The organism is Aliterella sp. E5.1 (assembly GCF_057473825.1).
Map to the genome: position 1 here is coordinate 1 of NZ_JBYCCV010000002.1, position 24,534 is coordinate 24,534.

Genomic DNA, 24,534 nt, shown 5'->3' on the forward strand with positions numbered 1-24,534 from the left:
GGCAGCAAGGGATGAAGTTTCTGCCATTGAGCATCATTTAGGTCACCACGATGTAGCGGCATAGAAAGTTACTCCCGTTAGTTTTCAGATATTAGAATCTTCATATTCTCACTTTCTTCCCACTATATCTAATGTCCCTTTTGAGTTTGCAGATACGCCCTAGCATTCAAACTGGATTGATTGAGCGCGGAATCAAGTTTTTAGCTAAAACTACAGCTAAAGAAATTAAAAAAACATCCCAAGGATTGCAGTTGTTATTATCCGGCGAAAACAATTCTCCAATCACTGTAGATACAGTCCTTTTTGCTACCGGGAGAAGCCCAAATACAAAAAACCTGTGTTTAGAAAATGCTGGCGTGGAAATTAGCGATAAACGAGCAGTAGTAGTAGATGAATATAGCCGCACTACTCAAGCAAATATTTTTGCTGTCGGCGATTGTACTAGCCGCGTCCCTCTAACTCCGGTGGCGAGATCCGAAGGTAAAGCCGTTGCTAATACAATTTTTGGCGAAGTCCCAACCAAGCTAGATTATGACTATGTTACGTCTGCTATCTTCTCTCGTCCTGAAGCTGCTACCGTAGGCATGAGCGAAACCAAAGCGCGAGAAAAATTTGGCGATGCTATTCAAATTCATCGCACGGAGTTTGAACCGCTATTTGAGAGCATGACAGCGCGGAACGACAAAGTAATGATGAAAATAGTCACCGACAGCAAAAGTCGCATTTTAGGGGCGCATATGGTGGGCGAAAATGCTGCCGATATTATTCAATCTCTAGCTGTAGCAATTAGAAAAGGCATAACTAAACAAGACCTTGATGCCACTATTGGCATTCATCCTACTACTGGAGAGGAATTTTTGCTACTAGAAGATTAAGGCAGCAGATAATTGTTAGCTTTTTGCTGTTACAGCCACATTAGAGGAAAACGTTAAAGGCGTATCTAGTCTCCATTGCTTACCTTTATAAAACAAGCATTGGTAAACCTGCATTCCTCCATATCTAAATCCCGCTTCAAACGATTGCAAATAAAGATCCCACATCCGCAAAAACCGCTCGTCATAGATTGGAGAAAGCGAAGCAATTTTGCTTCTATTACTAGCAAAATTATTTCTCCATTGCCTGAGAGTTTCAGCATAATGAGGCTTCAAACTTTCACAATGGGCTACAGACAGTTTTGCTGCCATCAATTCTCGCGCTATTTCATGGAGTTGCGGTACATACGCCCCCGGAAAAATGTATTTATCAACCCAAGCGCCATTTCTTTCTGTGCTATTTGTACCAACGGTATGCAGTAGACCGATTCCATGCGGTTTTAAGAAGTCTGATGCTGCTTTCATAAAGGTGGCAAAATTACCTTTACCAACGTGTTCAAACATCCCAATACTGACAAACTTATCGTATTGCCCTTGAATTTCCCGGTAGTCTTTAACAATGATTTGGATGCGATCACTAAGTCCTTTTTGCTCTATTCTCTCTATAGCTAACTTTGCCTGTTCCAAACTCAGTGTAATTCCCGTCCCGGTTACTCCATAATGCTCTGCCGCATAGATTAGCATTCCTCCCCAACCACAACCAATATCAATCAGCGATTCTCCAGGTTGCACGTCAAGTTTGCGACAAATCAATTCGTACTTTTGAAGCTGCATTTGCTCTAAAGTATCGGTTTCGTTCAGGCGATAACCGCAGGAATAAGTCAGCGTTGGATCGAGAAAATGCTGATAAAAATCGTTACCTAAGTCGTAGTGATGCTGGACGTTTTTGCGGCTATTTTGAATCAAAACAGGCATGGTTCGTAACCGTTGGGTAAGAACTCTCGCAAGCAGTGCAGGCGTTACAAGGCTCCGCGCTTTGGTATACACGCCATTAGTATGAAATAGTCCAATTAATTCGCTGAGGCGGCTTCTTTCTTCATCCCACCAGCCTTCCATATAAGCCTCGCAAAATCCCATCGCTCCAAAAGTTAGCACGCGATCGTAGGTACTTTGGTTATGAATAATTAGACATAGTGGTTCTGATGAATTTTTATCTCCAAAGCCAAACTCTTGACCTTGAGGATTGATTACTTTCAAGTATCCCACTTCAATCAAGCTGAAAAGCTGATAGAGATAGCGCTCCCCACTAGGTAGATTCTCCATAAATCATTCCTTCGCTAATTTTTAATTAAAATTGATGCCGCAATTGCCCTTTATCCTACAACAGCAAGGAATGCCGAATGTTAGATTGAACGTAAGTGCAGCATAAAGGACGCAATAAGTCATGACGTTTGATTACGATCTGTTTGTAATTGGTGCAGGTTCTGGGGGGCTTGCTGCCTCTAAACGAGCCGCCAGTTACGGGGCAAAAGTAGCGATCGCCGAGCAAGATTTGGTGGGCGGTACTTGCGTGATTCGCGGCTGCATTCCCAAAAAACTGATGGTTTATGGTTCTCACTTTCTCCAACTATTTGATGATGCGGCGGGTTATGGTTGGCAAGTAGGCGAAGTCAAATTAGATTGGCAGCATTTTGTGGGCGTTATCGATCGTGAAGTAAATCGCTTGTCTCACTTGCATATTGGCTTTTTAGAACGAGCAGGGGTTGAACTTATCCCCTGCCGTGCTACCATTATCGATCCTCACACTGTAGAAGTTGATGGGCGTAAAGTTACAACAGATAAAATTTTAATTGCGGTTGGTGGTCGTCCGGTAAAGCCTGACTTGCCAGGTATAGAGCTTGCAATTACGTCTAATGAGATGTTTCACCTCAAAGAGCAGCCAAAGCATATTGCCATTATTGGCGCTGGCTATATTGGGGTAGAATTTGCCTCAATTATGCGCGGATTAGGCTCGGAAGTTACACAAATTATTCGCAAAGATTTAATTTTGCGTGGATTTGATAAAGATATCCGCCACGAAATTCAAAATGGCATGACTCATCACGGCATCAAGTTTTTAACGAATACCGTAGTTAAACAAATAGAAAAAGTTGACGCAGGCTTAAAACTAACTTTATCTGGCGCGCAAGAAGAATCAATAACTGCTGATGTTTTCCTCGCTGCAACCGGGCGCGATCCTTATGTAGATGGGCTAGGTTTAGAAAATGCTGGAGTTACTGTTATTTCTACCCCCTCGGAGAGCATAGGCTACAGTACCCGCAGTGCGATCGCTGTCAACGAATTTAGCCAAACTTCCCAGCCAAATATCTTTGCTGTGGGCGATTGCACCGATAGAATCAATCTCACTCCTGTAGCTATTGGCGAAGGTAGAGCCTTTGCGGATACAGAATTTGGTCATAACAAACGCTCTCTTAGTCATGACAACGTACCATCGGCGGTATTTTCCAATCCTGAAGCCGCTACTGTCGGCATGAGCGAAGATGATGCTCAAGCAAAGTTTGGCGATGATATCACCTGCTACCGCGCTCGTTTTCGACCGCTATTTCACAGCCTTACCGGACAAGATGAAAAAACTCTAGTGAAGCTAGTTGTAGATAGTAAAACTGACAAAATTTTAGGCGCTCATATGGTGGGTGAAAATTCTGCCGAGGTAATTCAAGGAATTGCGATCGCTGTTAATATGGGTGCTACCAAAAAAGACTTTGATGCTACTGTCGGGATTCATCCCTCCACTGCTGAAGAATTTGTTACCCTGCGCTAAAAATTGGATTATATCTACCTCCATGGCTTTGCTTCTAGTCCTAATTCTGCCAAAGCAAGGTATTTTCGCCAAGCCTTTGCAGAATTAGCCGTTGACTTGAAAGCCCCAGACTTAAATCAGGGGGATTTTTCGCAGTTGACAATCACCCGCCAAATATCACAAGTAAAAGCACAATTTCCTCCGCCTCCTGCCCCTGTAACCTTAATTGGTTCAAGTTTAGGTGGTTTAACGGCAGCGTGGATAGCAGAAAAATCGCCGCAAGTTCAGAGGTTGGTTTTACTTGCGCCAGCCTTTGAATTTTTATCACACTGGCTGCTGCAATTGGGGGAGGTACAGCTAAAACAATGGCAAGACGAAAAATATTTAATGGTGTATCACTATGCCGAAAAGCGACCTCTACCTTTAAGTTACAATTTTGCCATTGACGCTGCCAATTACAAAGATAATCAGTTAGTACGCCCAGTTCCTACCTTAATTTTGCATGGTCTTCACGATGAGGTTATACCCATCGCCGCCAGCCGTAATTATGCTGCGTCTCGCCCTTGGGTACAGCTAATCGAACTAAATAGCGATCATGCTTTAGCTGATGTCATGAGTCAATGGCAGCAAATTCAAAATTTTATTCAAGTTCCCTAAAAATTAATACTTATGCTTCCTTTTATTCGCTCTGATTTAGACAAAATTCGCGCCTACAAGCCTCATCCTGGTAGCAATACAAGTCAACCGATAGAATCGACGAGCGATCGCCTAGATACAAACGAATCTCCTTACAATCTACCTAGCGAACTTAAGCAAAAACTCGCTTGGATGTATCAAGAAGTAATCGAGAGCAACCGCTATCCTGATGCCGGACATGAAGAATTAAAGGCAAAAATCGCTGAATACGTCAGCGAATCGCCTCATACTAATATTACTGGTGCTAATATCTCTGTTGGCAATGGCTCCGATGAAATTATTCGCTCTATACTCATAGCAACCTGCGTAGGAAATCAAGGCTCAGTTTTAGTTGCCAATCCAACGTTTGGAGTATATGCAATTTTTGCTCAAACTTTGGGCATTCCTGTGATTAGCGTAGAGCGATCGCCAAAGAATTTTGAAATCGATTTAGCTGCTGCTCAAGAGGCTATTACTCAAACTAATAATCCACCAGTTAGAGTAGTTTTTATGGTGCATCCCAATTCTCCTACCGGAAACGCTTTAACCGCTAACGAAATAACTTGGCTGCAAAGTTTGCCAGAGCATATTTTAGTAGTAATTGATGAGGCTTGCTTTGAATTTAGCCAAAATACTTTGGTTAGCCAACTAGCACAACGTTCTAACTGGCTAATATTAAGGACATTTTCTAAAGCGTTTAGATTAGCCGCCCATCGCGTTGGTTATGCTGTTGGACACCCAGAGGCGATTTCTGCTCTTGAAAAAATCCGCCTACCTTACAATCTGCCTACTTTCTCCTTAGCCGCCGCTCTAATTGCCCTCCAACAAAGGCAACTGTTGCTAAATGTAATTCCCCAATTACTAACGGAACGAGTTAAATTGACTTATGGTTTAGCTCAACAACCAAGCTTACAAGTTTGGGAAAGTGACGCTAACTTTATTTATGTCCAGATTAAAACAAACGCCCCACAACCAAAAGAACTATTAAATTTAGTTAGCGAACAATTGAAGGCTAGTGGTACTCTAGTGCGTAATCTTGGCAATGGATTGAGAATTACGGTAGGCAGCCCAGACGAAAACCAGCGTACTTTAGACCGTATTCAAGCCGCCTTGTCCAATCTTATCTAGAGCTACTAGATTTACTTTTTTTGCCCATTAAAACTACTATAAGAACGGCGTACTGCACTCACCGTTTGTGGCAATACGCCAACTAATAAAGCAAATGCTTCATCAGGCAATTGCGCCACTGTTTCCAAATCAAAATATTGCTCGAACTGTTCCAAAATCTTTTGCACTCGTTGCTGTGAAGCTGGCTTCTCAGTAATCTGCTTCATCAAGCGAATCCACTGCCGCCTGATTAGATAGGCTTTTTGCCTCTCCTCATGAGAATCAGGAGATAACAAAGAGAGATTTCCTACTGGCACAGCTAATCTACAATCAAGATCGTAAATGCTGCCTACGGCGGCTCCTGGACCTGCAAACTCAGCATGAAAATCTTTGTAGAGAATCAAGCCGTTGCGACGACGACTGTTGACCACTAGCACCTGTCCGCTATGAAGCCTTTTTACTATTTCTGAAGCATTTTTTTCTTCACTAGAATTTATCATCTCACTAGCGCCAAAAGAACTAGCGATACAAATACTTTTGGCAGCTAAATCAGCTAGTGCTATCGCCACTTGATAGCGCTGATTAGTTTCGCTATCCATCTGGTTTCCTGTAAGTTTAGGCATGACGAACAGCCACAAAGAAAATCAAATTTTTAATTTTCCTTTACCACTTTAGACTATCTAGTTAATAAAAAAGATTAGTCTTTGAACGCGAGTTATATCTATCTTATTGCATTTAGTCAAACTAATTTGCGAGAGTTTGAAGTCTTAGTAAAGATTAGTTAAAAGAAGTGTAAATTTTTTGTAAAGTAGTTAACATAAGCCTAACAATAACAAGCAGAAAAAAAGCTGCTTTATTTTAAAAAATCAGTTTGTAACATTGATTACTAAATGCCACTAAGCAAATAAAAAAAGATTTGTTTACTTACTATCATAAACGAAAATTAAAGTTAGCTCAAATAGAATAATATGCACCCTAACTTTAAGCAGATTTAGTGAGTCTGACATTGAAAATTAACCTTCGTTAAGGCAGATGCTTGTGTAACAATATTTGTTGTGGTCGTCCTAGAATGCGGTTGCTCCAACTACTATCAATTTGATGCAATCGATAACCTAGCTTGAAATATAGCTGCCGGGCTTGATAATTATTTTCTAACACGTGCAGATAAATATCATGAAAGCCCCATCCTAGAACAACTAGCTCGCAATTTAGCAATAGTTGTCCTGCAATTCCCTGACGGCGATCGCTTGGGCGCACAGCTAAATTTGATAAATAAGGATAACGTAAATAGTTACTACCCCAAGGTACGCTACTTGGACGTACGGATATTTCTAAAGTGCCAGTCAAAACTTCCTCTATCCTGCAAATTTTTCCAGCTGGATCTACTTTTTTAGCTATCCCACTAGCTGCTACTAAGCAAGCATGATGAGCAGCACCAGCGCGCAGGCGACTGCGCACATCTTCGTAAATTCCTAAACGTAGCAACGGATAAGCCCAGCCTAGCATTCCTTCTTTAGAGTGAAAACTATCGGCAAGAATTTCTGCTATGACGCTTGCATCTTCAAGTTGAGCAGCCCGAATTTGCAAGTAGGACTCAGATTGACGATCTTCTGTTGGCTGACGCTCGATTGAAGAAGACAATGTTCTCAAAAAATAGTAGATCTCGTCAATATCCTAAACGATTTTTCGCCCAGGCAACCGTAAGACCTAGACAGAGGCAAAAATTTTTATCTAACTAGCGCATAATTGACTAAAGTATGTTACTATAGTAATTCTGCAACGATTGCGGGCGTAGTTTAGTGGTAAAACCTTAGCCTTCCAAGCTAATGATGCGAGTTCGATTCTCGCCGCCCGCTTAAAAAAATTACCCCACTACCATAATGGCAGTAGGGAAAAAAGTACTCCCCTATTTACAGACGACTGCTGAATTTTTTGCTAGAGCTTAATTTTTGTCTTTCTTACCTGTAATCGCTTCTAGAAAATTCTTTGATTTATCTTCTATAGAAATAGCATCTTGAGAGTTTTCAGGACGACTCATTTGGTCTATATCAGCAGCACCTTGAATTTCGTTCAAACCTTGATTGGCTTTATTTGTAGTTTCTTCTTGAGAGTAAGGATCTTTCAAAACTGCTTTTTGGGCTTCTTTCTCAATACTTTGAAGGTTTGCTTCGCCTTGCTTAAGAGAAGACTTACCGCTTGTAGGATTTACAGGATCGGCTGAAACAGGAAAAGCATTCGAGAGCAATAGCAAGGCGCAAATACAGGCAGCTACCAAAAAACGAACTGGACGTAGTGCGGACATATTGAAGCGGATACGCATACCAACTTTCTCCTGGTGATAGAAATTATTCAAACTTTTATTGAGCCACTAACTAATTTATTGTTATCTTGGTGAAACCCAGCAAAACTAGAACAATTATTTATATTGTCTATTAACTCAAACTGTCGCTTTTACTACATCTACATCAAGACAGATATAATACATCTCATTTTTGACGCATATACGCCAAAAACATTCAATTTCTGGCTAAAAAATCGATTTTTGGTAATATCGGGTCTTGAACAATTCCTACACCTTTGAAACTCCATCTCTGAAGCAAATTTCCTAATTGACTACCAGGGATGGATTCTACAGCAAAGCTGGCGCGGATATCGTTGCCATGAGTATTCAGGTAACTCAAAGCATCAAAGCTCTCATTAAATATTAATAAATAATTAAAAGTTTTAGGCTTTCTTTCTTCATTATCTAAGCGGGCAACAAGATAACTGCCATCCGCTCTAGAGCGCAGCAGATAATAAACTTGCGAAAACATATAATACCAAAAATTAAATAGCTTTTAGTTGGAAAATTATTAATTTATATTGTCTAAGCGAATTCTCGGATCGACAAATTTGAGCAGCAAATCTGCAAGTAAGTTACCAACAATTAGCATGACAGCACCCATAACCAAGCTTGCCATGACCACATAAAGATCTTGAGCCGTTACCGCTTGTAAAATTAATCGCCCTAAACCAGGCCAATTAAAGAAAAATTCAGCAATAAATGCCCCGCTTAGCAAACTCGCTAGCTCAAAACCCAACAGCGTAATCAAAGGATTAACCGCATTGCGCAGCGCATGAACGTAGATCACTCTGTTTTCGGGTAGTCCTTTAGCTCTTGCTGTTTGAATATAATCTTGACGCAATACATCCAACAATTCACCGCGAGTAATACGCTGCAACCCAGCAAAACTAGTAACGCTTAAAGCAATCGTGGGGAGAATCATGTGCCAAGCAATATCCAAAAACTTACCAACTGGTGACAAATCGTCATGATTTATGCTTGTCATATCTCCCACTGGAAATAAGGGGGAAATATTTTGTGCCAAAATTAATAGCAACAAAGCCGTGATAAAACTGGGAAAGCCTTGCCCAGTGTAGCTAATAACCTGAAGAATGCGGTCTATAGGACGATTTTGTTTAACGGCAGCAACAATACCCAAAGGAATAGCGATCGCCCAAGTTAGAATTAGTGATGAAATTGCAAGTAAGAGTGTCGGCGGTATGCGTTCCCACAATAGAGATGCTACCGAGCGCTGATAGACAAAACTCTGTCCGAAGTTACCTTTAGTAACTACTTGCCATAGCCAGCGCTTGTATTGCTCTATCCACGGTAAACCTAAGCCAAATTGTACGCGCAGTTCCTCAATTCGCTCTGGGGAAATCTTGGGGTTTGTTTTTAATGTACTTAAATAATCCCCTGGCGCTAACTGGATAATAAAAAACGACAGCGCTGATGCCAGCAATAAGGTCAATAGTGCCTGCAATACTCGTTTAATTATGTAAACAAAAGTTTCGCCTGTAAAAAACCTCGTTAGCCAATCTCCCGCCGTCGTCAAAGAAACCTTACTAGAAGTCATATTTATATTCAACGCTTTTTAGCTAGTATTCTATCAACGACACAATAGGAACCGATGGTAAGCGATCGCGTCCGCCCAAATCTTTCAACTCGATAATAAAGCCAAACCCAACCAATTCGCAGCCGATTTTTTGCACCAACTGTGCTGTAGCGCTTGCTGTTCCTCCTGTCGCAATCAAGTCGTCAATAATTAATACTTTACTTCCAGGCTTTAAAGCATCTTGATGTACCTCTAAGCAATCAGTACCGTACTCCAGATCGTACTCAACTGAATGCACAGCGCCAGGCAATTTACCAGGTTTACGGACAGGGATAAATCCTACTGCCAACTTATAAGCTAACGGCGCACCAATAATAAAGCCCCGCGACTCCATCCCGATAATATAGTCAGCATTTAACCCAAGAGTTGCGGTTTTTTCCGCTAAACTGTCGATGGTATGGCGCAATCCAACAGGATTGCTAAGTAACGTAGTAATATCTCGGAACATAATTCCGGGCTTGGGAAAATCAGGAATATCGCGAACAAGTAACTTCAAATCCATAAGGCTGTTGGCATTATAAAAATTGCTATCTCTAAAAATAGAGAGTATCGAAAAAATCGTACACTATCATAGTTAGATTGTTTTGATAATCGCATTTTTATTGATGATTATTGCTTTGTTCCCGATAATTCTCCCGTCGATAGCAAGATAGGCGACCTTTTGTCATCTCTCATGCAAGCTAAATTTTCCGATTGAAAAACCGGAAGTAGGAACCAGAAACTACCATAGTTTAGTCAACTGCGTAAAATTAGTTCATTATCTCGCCAAAGTTGGCAATAATAACTAAAAATTTGGCTTAAATATATTTGTTGGCAAATAGCCTATGCACCCGCCCAGTTTGTAAGGAAAAATGCTTTTGTGAGCGTCCAGCCATTAGATACACCCGTTGAATCACTGCCATTAATTTTAGACAGTTTACCTAATCCATCTGTCGAAGAAAGAGCGTGTCCGCAAAGAACTAGATTACAACTTGACTTAATTTTACTAGCAATTGAAGCTTTGGAGCTTGGAGGCTCCGAAGCCATTTTGGGATTAGCGCGTGAATTAGAACTAACAGATATTATCAAAAATCGCGTAAACTTATGGCGGATGCGCAGTACCAACCCTCTAAGGAGAGCGCATACTCGTCGCCCTTTGAGCTTGGTTGAAGCAAAATCTTTGGCGATCGTTGCTTGCTATCTAGCGCGGCGGTTAACGGTAGTAATTCGTCAGTTATTGATCGCCTATCAGCAAATGAGCGACAAGCAGATTCCTTTAGAACAAAATTTACGGCTGGCAAATTATTTAGAGCGTTTTCAAGTTCATTTCAAAAGTCGCATGAATCCTCGACGTTCGGGAGCGATCGCTTATTACAGCAAAGAGAAGTCGGACGAACTAGCTGTAAGTTTGTTAGAACAATTGCTGTTTTGTACGGGAACATCGGGAATGCAACGGTTTTGGATTAGTTTGTTTGATGGGGAAGTAGAATGACGACCATTCAACGCAAGTACAGCTTGCCAAGCTGCGTATTACTGGTAGAGGGTTTGGATGCAATAGCAACAACAGTTTCATCTACCGACGGCAGACCAGTCCTATCAATGTTAGTTAATGTTGAATGTCATTTTCCTAATTCTCAGCAACCTCCATTAAGTGGCGGACGAGATTTTTTAGAAAGTTTGGTCAAGTCAGCAAGCGGTTATACCCAAGAATTTTTGAGTAAAGTTCCCTATCGTAGAACTCAAAACCAAGAGCCAGAATTGGTACAGTTGCACAAATTAGCCAATCATCGGCATCAATTGATTGTCCGTTCTACCCCTCAATCTGAATCTGCCCTTGAGCCAGTTAAGATCGATTTAACAACAGTACAGTTGTTCGATTTAGTAGAAGCGGTAGATCAATTATTGGCAGATAGTCGCACTTTGCCCGATTTATCGCTAAAAATAAGTCCAATTTCTAAGCGCTACGTTACTTCCCGCCAAGATGTAGCAAAACAAGCTGTCCCCGCCGCTTTGGGAGTATCGAGTTTAGCCTTAGCTGCGATCGCGTTTTTCTTAGTTCCTATCCCCGAAGTGCAACCACCCAAGCCTGCATCGCAGTCTAGCAGTCAATCGAACACGGCTCAAGCTCCAGAAATTACCGATCCAGGGCAGTTATCAACTTTAAATCAGCAGCTTTTTAAACAGCTAGACTCAGCCTGGAAAACGCGGAATCTCACTCAAGACTTAAGCTATCAAGTTGTTGTATCGCCTCAAGGCGCGATCGTTGGTTATAAGGGGATTGATGCCGCCTCTAGCGACCAAATTGAACAAACCCCCTTACGAACCTTGCTAACTCCTAGCAGCCCTACCCCAAGCCCTACTCCTCAGCCTGTAGCTCAGTACAAGGTAGTATTTGCTAAAGATAAAAAGTTGCAGATTACTAACTGGACTGCAAACAAATAGCAAATCGCTTGGGATGTCACTTTTGGACAGGATCGCTAATTTATTGCTTTGGCGATCGCTTTCCCCCCTTGGGCTTGAGTCTAAAATTATCGGTGGAACGAGTCATTAATTTGGATTTTTGCAAAAAATCCCCTTCTACGGTACAACATTTCGCATATAACTACTCCATAACCGAGCAGCTTGAGCGCTACTACCAGAGGTTGGCGAATTATTGTCATTTCCAAGCCAAACGCCAGTGACAATTTGCTGACTAGGAATAAACCCAATAAACCACAAATCTACGTTGTTATTCGTAGTACCCGTTTTACCCGCTTCTCCAAAACCAATAGCTGCGCTTCTACCTGTACCGCGCTCAACTACTCCTCGTAACATCCCTGTCATCGTATCTGCTACTTGGGGTGACAGCACCTGCACGTCAGCATTAGCAGTTTGGTCAAAATCATAAATAACCCGGCAAGTTTTCAAGTCCTCACGATTTGTGCAATCGCTGCTGTCGAGAATCCGGCTAATTAAATGAGCGCGATTCCATTTGCCATGATTAGAAATCGCGGCAAAAGCTCCAGTCATTTCCAACACGTTGACTTCACTTTGCCCCAATACTAAACCTGGTACGGGATTGAGGGGTGAAGTAACACCTAGTCGCGTCGCCATGTTGACTACTTTGTCTAGCCCCACATCTTGAGCTACCCGCAACGCGATCGCATTTTCCGATAGTGCAAGTCCCGTTGCCATGTCTACGCTACCGCTAGAGCGTTCGCAACCGCGATATCCTTGTCCCCTCCAACTGAGTGGCGCACAAGAATAAACTTTGCCTGGGGAAATTCCTTGCTCAATGGCTGAGGTATAAGTAAATAGCTTAAAGGTTGAACCTGGTTGACGCTTTGCTTGAATAGCACGATTGAACTGACTTCCACGGTAACTTGTACCACCAACTAGCGCCCTTACTCCCCCAGTGCTGGCATCGAGAGTCACCACCGCTCCTTGGGAAAAGCCATAGCTACCGCCAGCATTACTCACTGTATTACCCAAAGCTGATTCTGCTTGTGCTTGCATTTTGGGGTCTAACTGCGTTTCGATAATAAAATTGCCTTCGTTTGCTAAGTCTTTGCCTAATAAACGTTGCAGTTCTTGAAATACCGACGCATAAAAATAGGGAGCAATGGTATTTGCTTGCTGTTCGCAGACTTTGCGGCTAACCTCAATGGGCGATCGCCTAGCTCTATTTGCTTCATCTTGACTGATAAAGCCTTGCTCTAGCATTCTTGCTATCACCCGATTGCGGTAGCCAACTGCTTTTAAGCCATCACTATCGCCACACAAATCAAAAGCGTTAGGCGCAGGTAAAATTCCTACCAAAGTTGCCGATTGCGCCAATGTTAAATCTTTGGCAGCGCGATCGAAGTAGTAACGCGAAGCATCCTCAAAGCCGTAAGTATCTGAGCCTACATAAATTCGATTTAAGTAAGTTAGTAGCAGAAAATCTTTACTGTAAAACGTCTCTAGCTTTAGGGCGACTACCGCCTCTTTCAGCTTGCGCCCCAAGGAATCCTCTGCCCCTACGTAGTCTCGAAACAAACTGCGAGCAACTTGCTGAGTAACAGTACTAGCTCCTTGTTGAAAGCCTTTGCCCTGCAAGTTGATTAGTATTGCCCGCAATATGCCAATTGGATCGACTCCCACGTGCCAGTAAAAGCGGCTGTCTTCTGATGCTACTACCGCCCTAGGTAAGTAAGGTGAAAAGTCTGATAGGCGCTTCATATCTACGTGGGCTGTAGTTCGGGGCGGGCGCAACGGCGTTACGCCGTCACGAGCATAAATAACTACAGGTCCTTGGGTTGGGGTAGGCAAAGGCGTGACAGAAAACTTTGTCGATTCCAAACCCACAGCTAACGCGATCAGCGCCGTTACACCACTTACCCCATAAGCGCCCCAAGTTGCAGCTTTAACGTACAAAGGTGGCTCATCAACATACTGCACTTTTACAGAGGCAGCAAGTTCTGGGGGTCCAAGGGTAAATACATCGCCGTGACGCAATGCTAACTTTTCGACCCGGTGTTTCCCTTGGTAGATGCCATTAGTAGAATTTTCATCTTTAATTACAAAAGGCGAAGTCCGATTTTTGGCATCCCGCGACAAAGATAGATGCACCTGACTAACCACTGGATTGCGGACAACTATATCGCAAGACTTGGAACTGCGACCGAGTAAATAGCGATCGCCTAGTAGTGGATAAACTTCTGCTTTATCAGATCCTGCCTCCTGTATCCATAGTTTGGGTACTCTAGCTTTGGGATTGAGCGCTAGTGCTTGAAAATTCACTTTTGCTTGAATTGTTTGTACTGCTTGGGTTACTTGCCCTACAAATGTTTGCGGTTTTACAGGAGGCTGGGGAGGACTCATAATTTGCAATTACTTAGTTATAGATTTTACAATTCAAAAATTAAGTATATAAAATTTCGCTTTAAATCCATTTTACTTCTAAGCTGTACAACCAGTTTGTGGTCTAAATTTCACCGATTTAAGATTTTTATAAGCACATTAGCTCAAATTAGACATATACATCAAGGTAGATTTTTGTGAGTCTATCCTTTGTTCTAATGTTCGGAAAGCTTAATTGAGGTTAATTGGTGTGAAGGCAAAATATTTAACCATCATTTGCACAACATTTGCATTGGCAGTAACTGGTAGCGTTGCTTCAGCCCAAACCAGTACTGAGACTAAAACTCCAGAAATTTATCTTTCCCCAGAAGGCTTTAAAATTCTGTGCGAGCGTTTTCCGCTCAATTCCCGTTGTCCCGGTGGTACGACTAGCTCGACTCCAACGCCACCGATGGGAACAACTGGTACTCCCACAACTGTTCCGTCTCCAAACCCCACAGCCCCTGGGACTAACGACACTCCACCGACAGATACAACATCTCCTGGTGTCCCTGGTGGTGCTGGTAATACTATAGAGAATCCATCAATGCCACCAGCAGACTCTGGAATTCCACCAACAGATACAACATCTCCTGGTGTTCCTGGCGGTGCTGGTAATACTATAGAGAATCCATCAATGCCACCAGCAGACTCTGGAATTCCACCAACAGATACAACATCTCCTGGTGTTCCTGGCGGTGCTGGTAATGGCACAACTCCCGAAGGAAGTCCACCACCTACTACTCCCTAGTAAACTAAAGTGACAATTTTTTGAACTTTAGTTTACGCTTTACTGCCTAGATAGATAAGATCTATCTAGGCACTATATTTTTTAAAGCTTGATACTTAATAAGTTAAAGACGAGAATTGCGATCAGATTTTGGCTTATAAAAACTATCAATCAGCCAACAAACAATTCCCAGATTAATAGACACATCCGCTAAATTAAATACAGCAAACCTAATTAAGCGAAAATCTATAAAATCTACAACGCTACCAAAAATAAATCTATCAATACCATTTCCCATTGCTCCACCTAAAAGCAAGCCGTAGCTTATCTGTTCGAGCTTTTTTAGCTTGCCACCAAATAAGGCAAATGCCATTAAACCTAAGCTTACAAGTAAAGACAACCAGCGCAGTATATCGGCTTTGCCCGTCAAAAGACTAAAAGCTGCGCCAGTGTTTCTAACATAGGTAAAATGAAATACTCCAGGTATTATAGGCTGTGTTTCCAATAAATTAAAATTTTGGACTATCCAATACTTAGTAGCTTGGTCTAAGCAAAAACTAATAGTAGCCGCAATCCAAAAAATACTATTTTTAAAACGCATAATAGTTTGTGAAAACCGCATAAAAAGTTTAAGTTTTAGATTGGAACCGTTACAAGTAAAACCAAGGATAACTATAGGTAGCAAGCTTTTTTTAGTAAAACATTAAGTGTCTTAACCCATAGGCTAAAACTGTAACTGCACAAACTATTACTAGCTGTCCTGGTAAAGGATATAAAGAATATTTGAGAGCTAACTGTAATAAAGGTAACTGAGAATTTACCCAGTTAAGAGTATGACTAAAAATTAAATAGCCTAATCCTGTGATATGAACTGCCAATAAGCCAAATAAGCAACTAAAAGCAAGGGATTCTAATTTTGGTTGAGTTTTGAATGCTAGAAAACCACAAGCCCACGCACCAGGAATAAACCCTAGTATGTAACCAAAGTAAGGTTGTTTGAGATAGTCAACACCACCGCCTTGAGAAAATACAGGCAGCCAAGTTAAACCAAGCAGTAAATAAGCAATTTGGGAGATTGCCCCAGCATTTTTACCACCCAAACAACCTACTAGCAAGACTGCACCAATTTGATAGCTGATGCCCAATGATAAAGTTTGCACACCGCTATCAGTCCAGTTCAGGGGCGAACTGGTAACGTAGGCATCTAGAAAAGTACCGCCAATAGTTAGGAGTAAGCCGATAAAAGCCCACATTATTTGATTGGGAGCAGTCACGGTTTTGACGACACAAGGGGGATAAAGAACAATCTCATCTTTTTATTTCCTCGCGGAACCATTCACCAGGAATTGGTGCTTCACCACCTTTAAGCCCAAGCTCTTTAAGCATTGACTGGTCTTGTTCTGGGGGCTGTCCCATAGTTGTGAGGTAATGACCGACAAGCATAGCATTGATCCCGGCTTTTAAGCCCATTGCCTGAAGTTCGCCCATTACCGCCTCGCGACCGCCAGCATAGCGTAAAATTTGCTGAGGTAAGATGAGACGAAAAATAGCGATCGCTTTCAATGCGTCGTAAGGATCTAGTTTAGATACATGGCTTAGTGGCGTGCCTGCACGGGGATTAAGTAAGTTTAAGGGTACAGATTCAACTTCTAATTCTCGTAATGCTAAAGCCAAATCAACCCTATCTTCCCAGCTTTCGCCCAGCCCCATAATTCCTCCCGTACAGGCTTGGATGCCTGCGGTTTTGAGGTTTTTGATCGTGGCTACGCGATCGCGCCAACTATGAGTTGTGACAATATTCGGAAAAAAGCTTTCTGAAGCTTCCAAGTTGTGATTGTAGCGCGTTACCCCCGCAGCTTTTAAAGCTTGAGCTTGTTCGGGGGTAACTTCTCCTAAAGCGCAACAGGGCTTAATATTTGTCTCGGCAATAATTTGCTCTACGGTAGCTAAAATTTGCTCGAACTCTGTAGACTTGGGGCTGCTGTACTTAGGTCCGCGCCCTTGACTTACTAAGCAAAAACGTTTTGCTCCGGCGGCTTCGGCGGCTTTGGCTTGAGCTAGAATTTCCTCGCTAGACTTTAATCCATAAACGGGGGAATCATTGCCTTGATGATGGGCTGATTGGGAGCAAAAACCGCAATTTTCCGAGCAATTGCCCGATTTTACGTTGATAATACTGCACAAATCTACCGTATTACCGCAGCAGGCTTGACGGACGCGATCGGCGGCGGCACAGAGCAGTAAGATGTTTTCTTTACCTTCTATCTGGGTAAGGGCGATCGCTGTTTCTCGCTCTATATAGCCTCCACCAACTATCTGGTCAGCCAGATAGAGCAACCTTTCTTTCAATGGTAAGGCAGACTTGTCATCAGAAAGGATGAAGCTACACTCTTTTAAAGGCGGTGCTTGAACCACAAACATCCCCAGTTAGTTTTATAATTGGATTTTGGAATTTTAACACTGTAGAGGGGAACCAACGCAATTATTATGTCGCAGTTGTCTTTAATCGCTCTAGTAATACCTATGATATTGACTTGTCCTTAGTTTTTACGGATAAATTTTGCACACAAATCTTACATACCCATTTCGGTATTGTTGTGTTTTTAACTCTAGTTTTTAGCCTTGGATTTAGTGGTGCTTTTTTATATTTTTGCTAGTCTATTTCAGTTAAACTAACATCTGCAAAAAGACATATTAACCTTCTGTTAATGATTTCTTAACCTTTGCTTTATATACAAGGTGTAGGCTTCAGAAGAGATATAGGTCAAAAAACAAAAATATCATGTTTTCTCGAAATACTCGTTTAGCATCTTGTGCTTCTGTCGTTGCTCTAGTTTTAGGAGTGAGCGCCTGCAATAGCGACCAAGCAAATAATACTACTTCTCCTGATAACACTAACAGCGCTAGCCCTGCGGCAACGACTGGGGGGGGTAATGTTTCTGGCAAAGTTCTCGTAGATGGCTCTAGCACAGTTTTTCCTGTTTCTGAAGCAATGGCTGAGGAGTTCCAAAAAGTTAATCCTAATGTCCGAGTGACTGTAGGTTCATCTGGTACTGGTGGTGGCTTCAAAAAGTTCTGTGCGGGTGAAACCGATATCACAGGTGCTTCTCGCCCAATTAAACCGTCGGAAGTAGAACTATGCAAGAAAGGTGGGGTTGAATACGTTGAACTTCCAATTGCTTTTGATGGTCTCTCAGTCGTAGTCAATCCTAAAAATGACTTTGTAGAATGCCTAACAGTTCAAGAACTCAAAACGATGTGGGAACCAGCAGCCCAAGGTAAAATAACTAATTGGAACCAAATTCGTCCCGGCTTCCCCGATGCGCGATTGGGACTTTATGGGGCTGGTACGGACTCTGGTACTTACGACTACTTCACGAATGCCGTTGTAGGTAAGGAAGGGGAAAGTAGAGGAGATTTTACAGCTAGTGAAGATGACAATACTTTGGTACAAGGCGTTTCTGCCGATCAAAATGGATTGGGCTTTTTTGGTTATGCTTATTATTCAGAAAACAAGGATAAGCTGAAGCTTGTTGGTATTGATAACGGTCAAGGTTGTGTCGAGCCAAGCCCAACAACCATTGCTGATGGGACTTATCAGCCTTTATCTCGTCCAGAGTTTATCTACGTCAAAAAGAGTGCAATAGATCGCCCAGAAGTTAAAGCTTTTACGGATTTTTACATTGCACCGGAGAACGCAAAGCTAGTAGAACAAGTTGGCTACGTTCCTCTACCAAATAGTACCCTTGAAGCAGTTCAGGCAAGATTAGAGAAGGGTACACCTGGTTCAGTATTTGGGGGCGAAGGTTCTCAGACTGGTGTCAAGTTGGAAGACCTTTTAAGAAAAGAGTCTTAAAGCTTGCACTAATTTTATTCCGAGGTCAGTATTAAAATTCTGACCCGGTATATTAATTAACAAATGTGTTTCTAATTAAGGAGTATTAATTTGTCATCTCCTCAAGTGCCTAATTCTAACTTATGGCAACCAAATCGTAGTTTGAATAAATGGGTGGAACAAGGAGTAAAAGCACTTTTTGCAACGTTTGCGTTTATCTCAGTAGCAACGACCATCGGCATTGTTCTAACACTGATATTTGAGACCTTAGAATTTTTTAAGGACGTTTCTCTCTGGCAGTTTCTTACAGACAGGCAGTGGACACCACTATTTAGTAATGCTCAATTTGGTATTTTAGTATTACTTAGTGCTACTTTTTTGACTTCCATTATTGCGATCGCAGTTGCTTTGCCTCTAGGTTTATTAGCCGCAGTTTGCCTAAGCGAGTATGCTTCCTCCAAAACCCGTAGCTGGCTAAAACCTGCTCTGGAGATTTTGGCAGGAGTTCCATCAGTTGTTTTTGGTTACTTTGCCTTGCTCTTAGTCACACCATTTCTCCAAAGTTTTATTCCTGGTTTACAGGGGTTTAATGCCTTGAGTGCGGGGCTTGTATTAGGAGTATCAACTATTCCGCTTGTAGCATCTCTAAGCGAAGATGCAATATACGCTGTACCGCGTAGCCTACGAGAAGGGGCTTATGCCCTTGGCTCGACTAAACGTGAAGCTATCATCGGGGTTGTTCTACCCGCAGCACTTTCCGGGATAGTTGCTTCTTTTGTATTGGCAGTTTCTAGGGCGGTCGGCGAGACAATGATTGTGACTCTTGCCGCAGGACAAAACCCAACTTTGAGCCTCAACCCACTCGTACCTGTCCAGACGATGACAGCTTATATAGTCCAGGTTAGTTTGGGGGATACTCCAGCAGGTTCACTAGCGTACAAAACAATTTTTGTAGTTGGTATGACCTTGTTCTTAATAACTCTGGTCTTAAATATTTTTAGCTTTTGGTTTGTCCGCCGTTTCCGGGAGAAATACGAATGACCATACAAGAGCCGCAACCTCTTAATCCGTCCAAAACAGATAAACGGTTTAATGTTTCTCTGCCCACTCGCTACAATTTTGATAAGGTCTTTGCGATACTTACTTGGGTTGCTACCTTTATTGGTTTAATTGTACTAGCTATTTTACTGTTCGATGTGTTTACTGACGGTATTCCCGTTTTAAGTTGGTCATTTCTTAACAGCTATCCTTCTCGCTTTCCAGAGCAAGCCGGAATTTTGTCAGCGCTAGTAGGTAGCATCTGGCTATTAGCGGTTACAGGTTTGTTATCTTTCCCTCTGGGAGTTGGTGCAGGTATCTTTTTGGAAGAGTACGCTACTGATAACTTTTTTACCAGAATCATTGAAGTTAACATTGCTAACTTAGCGGCTGTACCTTCAATTATTTATGGTTTGTTAGGTTTGCAAGTTTTTGTGCGGTGGCTAGAACCAATTACTAAGGGGCGGAGTGTTTTAACCGGAGGATTGACTCTGAGCTTGTTAATTTTGCCAATTATTATTATTGCTACTCGCGAAGCTCTACGTTCAGTTCCTAGTAGTTTGCGTCAAGCTGGCTTTGCCCTAGGTGCAACGCGCTGGCAAGTTATTCGGGAGCATATTTTTCCTCTGGCTTTACCTGGTATTTTAACTGGCACAATTTTGGCGCTGTCGCGGGCAATTGGGGAAACGGCTCCCTTAATCACAATTGGAGCTTTGACATATATTGCTTTTCTACCTAGGTTCTCTCTAGAAGGCTTGCAAAGCCCATTCACCGCCTTGCCAATCCAAATTTTTAATTGGGTTTCTCGTCCTCAAACAGACTTTCATAATAATGCGGCTGCTGGCATCATTGTTTTGATGGTGGTGTTGTTGCTAATGAATGGGACAGCAATTTTCTTACGAAACAAATTCCAGAAAAATCGCTAGTAATTAGGTCAATAGTTAAAATGACTAATGTAGCCTAATAGCCCTAGCACGGAATTACAAATAATTGAACTTTAAGTCTTTATAAAACTATGAAATTTGACGCACTTAAAAAATCTAATTCATCAACTGCTACATCTGAAGCGATCTTACGGGCTGAGAACGTGTCAGTTTTCTATGGTTCTTTTTTAGCAGTAAAAGATGTTTTTTTAGATATTGAGCCAAATCATGTAACAGCTTTCATCGGTCCTTCTGGTTGTGGAAAAAGTACAATTTTGAGGTGTTTTAACCGTTTAAACGATCTAATTCCAGGAGCAAGGGTAGAAGGTAAAATCACATTTCGGGGAGAAAACCTTTACGATAAAAAATTTGATCGCAAAATTGAGGATGTCCGCCGACGCGTTGGTATGGTGTTTCAAAAACCCAATCCCTTTCCTAAATCAATTTATGAAAATATAGCTTTCGGTGCGCGGATCAACGGCTATCAGGGTAACATGGATGAACTGGTTGAAAGTTCGCTCCGTCAAGCAGCTGTGTGGGATGAAGTTAAAGACAAACTTAGAGATAGCGGTTTAGCTCTTTCCGGCGGTCAACAGCAGAGGCTATGTATTGCTCGTGCCTTAGCAATCGAACCAGAAGTGATTCTAATGGATGAGCCGGCTTCAGCCCTTGACCCAATCTCTACCCTCCGCATTGAAGAACTGATCCAACAACTTAAGGAACGATATACTATCATCATCGTTACCCACAATATGCAGCAAGCTTCACGAGTATCAGATAAGACAGCCTTTTTCAATGCCGAAGCGACGGAAAAAGGAGGGAGAATGGGCTATTTGGTAGAGTATGACAGAACAGAAACAATTTTCCAAAATCCTAAAGAAGAATCAACTCAACAGTATGTAAGTGGACGCTTTGGTTAAATTTTGAAGTTGCGGAGAGAAAGAATGCGATCGCCTTCCTTCTCCAAGTCTATAAAAATTTAATTTGTATCTAAATTTTTAGTTAGCATCTAGCAATAGCGTATTGCCTAGATTGTTTACAACTATTTTTAATCAATGACTAAGAACAATAAATTGCTGCTGCCAATATTAGCAACTAGCTTGCTAGTTGGTGGTGGTATAGCTGCTTACTGGCTATTGATTCAGCCTCAACAATTAGACCAATTGCCTCTGGGCGCAAACGTTATTCCTCAAGATGCCTTACTTACAGTTTCTGCGTCTACAGAACCGAGCAAATGGCAGCAATTGCGAGAATTTGGAACCTCTCAAACCCAAGTCATCTTAGACAATTACTTAGTAGAACTGCGCGATCGCGTCCTAACCGCCAATGGTTACAATTATCAGCAAGATATCCAGCCTTGGGTCGGTAAAGAAGTTACTTTAGCTGTAGTAGCGCCACAAGTATCATCAAAACAACAATCGATAGTCATTGTATTGCCAATTGCTAAACCCGACCTTGCGGCGCGGTTACTATCAAAACCAGTTACTCAAGGTAAGACAAGCGATCGCGCTTACAAAGGCATCCAAATCAAGGCAACTCAAAATTACTCAGCAACTATACTAGACAACCGTTTTTTGGTAATTAGCGATCATCCCAAAGCAACCGAACGAGCAATTGATACCTACCTTGGGCAAAATTCTCTAGTCAAAATGCCTGGTTTTAGCGAACAATTTGGGGAAATTGACCAAAAAGACCGCTTTGCCCAAGTATATGTCAATATCCCCGCCGCCGCTCGGCTAGTAAGTAGCAATCCCACAAAACTATCGCCCCAACTTGCCCAACTCCAACAAAACCAAGGGTTAGCTACAACTATTAACTTAGAACCAGAAGGGATTGGACTAAAAAGTACATCGTGGTTGAAACCAAATAGCGATCGCGTCCATTTAGTTCAAAATAATGCTGGAAAAATGCAGAGCCTTTTACCACCAGAAACTTTGATGATGGTATCGGGGGGAAACTTACAACAATTGTGGCTAGACTACTTGCGATCGGTAAAAACTAACCCTCTAACGCCTGTTCCCCCAGAAAACTTACGAGCTGGTATAAAAAATACTATCGGGCTAGATCTAGACGAAGACTTGCTCAGTTGGATGGATGGAGAATTTTCTTTAGCCGTAATTCCAGCAACGACAAAAGCCAATGCTGCACCCAATGATTTTGCTTTATCTTTAGCGTTTATGGTGCAAGCAAAAGATGCAGACAAAGCTAAAAAAGCCTTTCAGGAAATAGACAAAGTAATTAGCAGTCAGTATCAATTCAAAATTCAAGAAGCGCAAGTTGCAGGCAAACCCGTTACTAACTGGATTGCTCCTTACGGTACGCTCACTGCAACTCACGGTTGGTTGGAGGGCAATGTTGCTTTTTTTACCCTCGGCGCACCCTTAGCAGAGAAAATTATTCCTCAACCTTCGGTCAATTTAGCTAGTACCGAGCAATTCCAAAAAGCCGTACCCTCTGAACTTAGCCCTAATAACGGGCAGTTTTTCTTAAATATCAATAGAACATTCAAAAACTTGCCGCTACCGCAAATTATTCCCAATCAACCAATTGTCTTAGAGGCAGTACGTTCGATTGGAGTGACAACGGCGGTAAAAAGTCGCCACAGTATTCGCTATGACATTTTTGTAGCGCTTAATAAAGCTGGCAATCCTAAACCTTTACCCAGTCCTAGTTCGCTGCCATTACCGTCACCCTAAAAATGCGATAAGTTCAACTTTGGACACCAAACTCTCTAAACTTAAATTGGTACTGCACTGTTGCAGTTAGGATCGATGGTAGCAGCAGTAAATTTTCAGCTTAAAGCGACGCGGAGAACACTATATGAATTTGGTTTCCCTCCAGAACTGGCTAGATAACGCAGCTTTTGCCGTGTTATTTGCCACTATGTTAATTTACTGGGTTGGGGCAGCTTTTCCTCAATTGCGCTATTTACCTGCTTTGGGAACTGCGGGAATGGCGATCGCCAACTTATGTATGGCAACTCTATTAGGCGCAAGATGGATAGAAGCAGGCTACTTTCCCTTAAGTAATTTGTACGAATCGTTGTTTTTTCTAGCTTGGGGAATTACTACCATTCACTTTTTGGCAGAAAACAACAGCCGCAGCCGTTTGGTAGGTGTGGCAACTGCGCCTGTCGCTATGGCAATTGTTGCTTTTGCGACTTTAACTTTGCCTTCTCAGATGCAAAACTCCGAACCTTTAGTCCCCGCCCTCAAATCAAATTGGTTGATGATGCACGTCAGCGTCATGATGTTGAGTTATTCAGCCTTAATGGTGGGGTCGTTACTTGCGATCGCCTTTTTAATTATTACTCGCGGTGCAAATATAGAGTTGCGGGGTAGTTCGGTTGGTACGGGTGGCTATCGCTTGCACCGAGCTACAGACGTGGCAACCCAAGAACCAGCGATGAATTTAACGGAGTACAACGGTAATGGTAGTACCGCCGTTCTTAACTTAGCTACTACTACCGAAGCCGTAGCTGAACCTCTCTCGCCCCAACGCCTTAGCCTTGCGGAAACTTTGGATAATATTAGCTACCGCATTATTGGGCTAGGATTTCCCTTACTCACAATTGGAATTATTGCTGGTGGAGTTTGGGCAAATGAAGCATGGGGATCTTACTGGAGTTGGGACCCTAAAGAAACTTGGGCTTTGATTACTTGGCTCGTATTTGCTGCTTATCTCCACTCTCGGATTACTCGCGGTTGGCAAGGTCGCAGCCCAGCTATTTTAGCCGCCGCCGGGTTTGTTGTTGTCTGGGTTTGTTACTTGGGGGTCAATCTTCTCGGTAAAGGCTTGCATTCCTACGGCTGGTTCTTTTAAGCGTTAGCGGTTAGT

At 42.3% G+C, this 24,534-nt stretch carries 23 protein-coding genes, 1 tRNA gene and 1 pseudogene; 14 read left to right on the forward strand and 11 right to left on the reverse strand.

Annotation, left to right across the window (positions count from 1 at the left end):
- Positions 1–140: 140 nt before the first annotated feature.
- Positions 141–875, forward strand: coding sequence for an FAD-dependent oxidoreductase (locus AC2VE5_RS00890; RefSeq protein WP_486885904.1), 735 nt, complete (start codon positions 141–143; stop codon positions 873–875).
- Between the two features lie 15 nt (positions 876–890).
- Here the strand turns inward: AC2VE5_RS00890 and AC2VE5_RS00895 are convergent, their stop codons facing one another.
- A complete protein-coding gene (locus AC2VE5_RS00895) occupies positions 891–2,135 on the reverse strand; it encodes a class I SAM-dependent methyltransferase (RefSeq protein WP_486885905.1) in 1,245 nt (414 codons plus the stop codon).
- A 121-nt stretch (positions 2,136–2,256) separates the two neighbouring features.
- Between AC2VE5_RS00895 and gor the strand changes: the two genes are divergently transcribed.
- The 3 genes from gor to AC2VE5_RS00910 are packed head-to-tail and all read left to right on the forward strand — an operon-like array spanning position 2,257 to position 5,415.
- Positions 2,257–3,633, forward strand: a complete 1,377-nt coding sequence (gor, locus tag AC2VE5_RS00900; RefSeq protein WP_486885906.1) for a glutathione-disulfide reductase — start codon at positions 2,257–2,259, stop codon at positions 3,631–3,633.
- A 3-nt stretch (positions 3,634–3,636) separates the two neighbouring features.
- Complete coding sequence (locus AC2VE5_RS00905) at positions 3,637–4,269, forward strand: YqiA/YcfP family alpha/beta fold hydrolase (protein WP_486885907.1); 633 nt, start codon at positions 3,637–3,639, stop codon at positions 4,267–4,269.
- A 12-nt stretch (positions 4,270–4,281) separates the two neighbouring features.
- Positions 4,282–5,415: a histidinol-phosphate transaminase gene (locus AC2VE5_RS00910; protein WP_486885908.1), complete on the forward strand. Its 1,134-nt coding sequence runs from the start codon at positions 4,282–4,284 to the stop codon at positions 5,413–5,415.
- An 11-nt stretch (positions 5,416–5,426) separates the two neighbouring features.
- On the opposite strand, the gene AC2VE5_RS00915 is transcribed toward AC2VE5_RS00910, so the two are convergent.
- Entirely contained in the window at positions 5,427–5,993 is a 567-nt protein-coding gene (locus AC2VE5_RS00915; RefSeq protein WP_486885909.1) for a hypothetical protein, read from the reverse strand.
- Positions 5,994–6,417: 424 nt separating this feature from the next.
- Complete coding sequence (locus tag AC2VE5_RS00920; RefSeq protein ID WP_486885910.1) at positions 6,418–7,035, reverse strand: GNAT family N-acetyltransferase; 618 nt, start codon at positions 7,033–7,035, stop codon at positions 6,418–6,420.
- A gap of 144 nt (positions 7,036–7,179) precedes the next feature.
- On the opposite strand from AC2VE5_RS00920, the gene AC2VE5_RS00925 reads away from it, so the two are divergent.
- Positions 7,180–7,250 (forward strand) — tRNA-Gly (locus AC2VE5_RS00925).
- 86 nt (positions 7,251–7,336) lie between these two features.
- Here AC2VE5_RS00925 and AC2VE5_RS00930 read toward each other — a convergent pair.
- The 4 genes from AC2VE5_RS00930 to AC2VE5_RS00945 form a co-directional block, all read right to left on the reverse strand.
- Positions 7,337–7,714, reverse strand: a complete 378-nt coding sequence (locus AC2VE5_RS00930) for a low temperature-induced protein (RefSeq protein WP_486885911.1) — start codon at positions 7,712–7,714, stop codon at positions 7,337–7,339.
- A 196-nt stretch (positions 7,715–7,910) separates the two neighbouring features.
- Positions 7,911–8,207 carry a hypothetical protein gene (locus AC2VE5_RS00935; RefSeq protein ID WP_486885912.1) on the reverse strand — a complete coding sequence of 99 codons (297 nt, stop codon included), beginning with the start codon at positions 8,205–8,207 and terminating at the stop codon, positions 7,911–7,913.
- Positions 8,208–8,246: 39 nt separating this feature from the next.
- The gene (locus AC2VE5_RS00940; RefSeq protein ID WP_486885913.1) at positions 8,247–9,293 is read right to left on the reverse strand and encodes an ABC transporter permease; all 1,047 of its coding nucleotides are present in this window, start codon (positions 9,291–9,293) and stop codon (positions 8,247–8,249) included.
- A gap of 22 nt (positions 9,294–9,315) precedes the next feature.
- A complete protein-coding gene (locus tag AC2VE5_RS00945; protein WP_486885914.1) occupies positions 9,316–9,834 on the reverse strand; it encodes an adenine phosphoribosyltransferase in 519 nt (172 codons plus the stop codon).
- Between the two features lie 357 nt (positions 9,835–10,191).
- On the opposite strand from AC2VE5_RS00945, the gene AC2VE5_RS00950 reads away from it, so the two are divergent.
- The gene (locus tag AC2VE5_RS00950; protein WP_486885915.1) at positions 10,192–10,803 is read left to right on the forward strand and encodes a DUF3038 domain-containing protein; all 612 of its coding nucleotides are present in this window, start codon (positions 10,192–10,194) and stop codon (positions 10,801–10,803) included.
- Positions 10,800–11,753 (forward strand): DUF4335 domain-containing protein, encoded by a 954-nt coding sequence (locus AC2VE5_RS00955; RefSeq protein ID WP_486885916.1) that lies wholly within the window; start codon positions 10,800–10,802, stop codon positions 11,751–11,753. Before AC2VE5_RS00950 ends, AC2VE5_RS00955 begins: the two co-directional genes overlap by 4 nt.
- Before the next feature lie 135 nt (positions 11,754–11,888).
- Here AC2VE5_RS00955 and AC2VE5_RS00960 read toward each other — a convergent pair whose 3' ends face one another.
- The gene (locus tag AC2VE5_RS00960) at positions 11,889–14,153 is read right to left on the reverse strand and encodes a transglycosylase domain-containing protein (protein ID WP_486885917.1); all 2,265 of its coding nucleotides are present in this window, start codon (positions 14,151–14,153) and stop codon (positions 11,889–11,891) included.
- Between the two features lie 229 nt (positions 14,154–14,382).
- Here AC2VE5_RS00960 and AC2VE5_RS00965 point away from each other — a divergent pair, with 229 nt between their 5' ends.
- Positions 14,383–14,922 carry a hypothetical protein gene (locus tag AC2VE5_RS00965; protein ID WP_486885918.1) on the forward strand — a complete coding sequence of 180 codons (540 nt, stop codon included), beginning with the start codon at positions 14,383–14,385 and terminating at the stop codon, positions 14,920–14,922.
- A 103-nt stretch (positions 14,923–15,025) separates the two neighbouring features.
- Here AC2VE5_RS00965 and lspA read toward each other — a convergent pair whose 3' ends face one another.
- The 3 genes and pseudogenes from lspA to bioB form a co-directional block, all read right to left on the reverse strand.
- Positions 15,026–15,502 carry a signal peptidase II gene (gene lspA / locus AC2VE5_RS00970; protein WP_486886059.1) on the reverse strand — a complete coding sequence of 159 codons (477 nt, stop codon included), beginning with the start codon at positions 15,500–15,502 and terminating at the stop codon, positions 15,026–15,028.
- Between the two features lie 91 nt (positions 15,503–15,593).
- Positions 15,594–16,154 carry a biotin transporter BioY gene (locus AC2VE5_RS00975; protein ID WP_486886060.1) on the reverse strand — a complete coding sequence of 187 codons (561 nt, stop codon included), beginning with the start codon at positions 16,152–16,154 and terminating at the stop codon, positions 15,594–15,596.
- A 55-nt stretch (positions 16,155–16,209) separates the two neighbouring features.
- Positions 16,210–17,202: pseudogene (gene bioB / locus AC2VE5_RS00980) on the reverse strand (biotin synthase BioB); the annotation flags it as partial.
- A gap of 481 nt (positions 17,203–17,683) precedes the next feature.
- Here bioB and AC2VE5_RS00985 point away from each other — a divergent pair.
- The 6 genes from AC2VE5_RS00985 (at position 17,684) to ccsB (ending at position 24,519) form a co-directional block, all read left to right on the forward strand.
- On the forward strand, positions 17,684–18,757 hold the full coding sequence (locus AC2VE5_RS00985) for a PstS family phosphate ABC transporter substrate-binding protein (protein ID WP_486885919.1): 1,074 nt from the start codon (positions 17,684–17,686) through the stop codon (positions 18,755–18,757).
- Between the two features lie 90 nt (positions 18,758–18,847).
- Positions 18,848–19,777: a phosphate ABC transporter permease subunit PstC gene (pstC, locus tag AC2VE5_RS00990; protein WP_486885920.1), complete on the forward strand. Its 930-nt coding sequence runs from the start codon at positions 18,848–18,850 to the stop codon at positions 19,775–19,777.
- Positions 19,774–20,700, forward strand: coding sequence for a phosphate ABC transporter permease PstA (gene pstA, locus AC2VE5_RS00995; protein ID WP_486885921.1), 927 nt, complete (start codon positions 19,774–19,776; stop codon positions 20,698–20,700). Before pstC ends, pstA begins: the two co-directional genes overlap by 4 nt.
- Positions 20,701–20,789: 89 nt before the next feature.
- The gene (pstB, locus tag AC2VE5_RS01000) at positions 20,790–21,617 is read left to right on the forward strand and encodes a phosphate ABC transporter ATP-binding protein PstB (RefSeq protein WP_486885922.1); all 828 of its coding nucleotides are present in this window, start codon (positions 20,790–20,792) and stop codon (positions 21,615–21,617) included.
- A gap of 135 nt (positions 21,618–21,752) precedes the next feature.
- Positions 21,753–23,393 carry a DUF3352 domain-containing protein gene (locus tag AC2VE5_RS01005; RefSeq protein WP_486885923.1) on the forward strand — a complete coding sequence of 547 codons (1,641 nt, stop codon included), beginning with the start codon at positions 21,753–21,755 and terminating at the stop codon, positions 23,391–23,393.
- 124 nt (positions 23,394–23,517) lie between these two features.
- Positions 23,518–24,519: a c-type cytochrome biogenesis protein CcsB gene (gene ccsB / locus AC2VE5_RS01010; protein ID WP_486885924.1), complete on the forward strand. Its 1,002-nt coding sequence runs from the start codon at positions 23,518–23,520 to the stop codon at positions 24,517–24,519.
- The last annotated feature ends 15 nt before the right edge of the window (positions 24,520–24,534 follow it).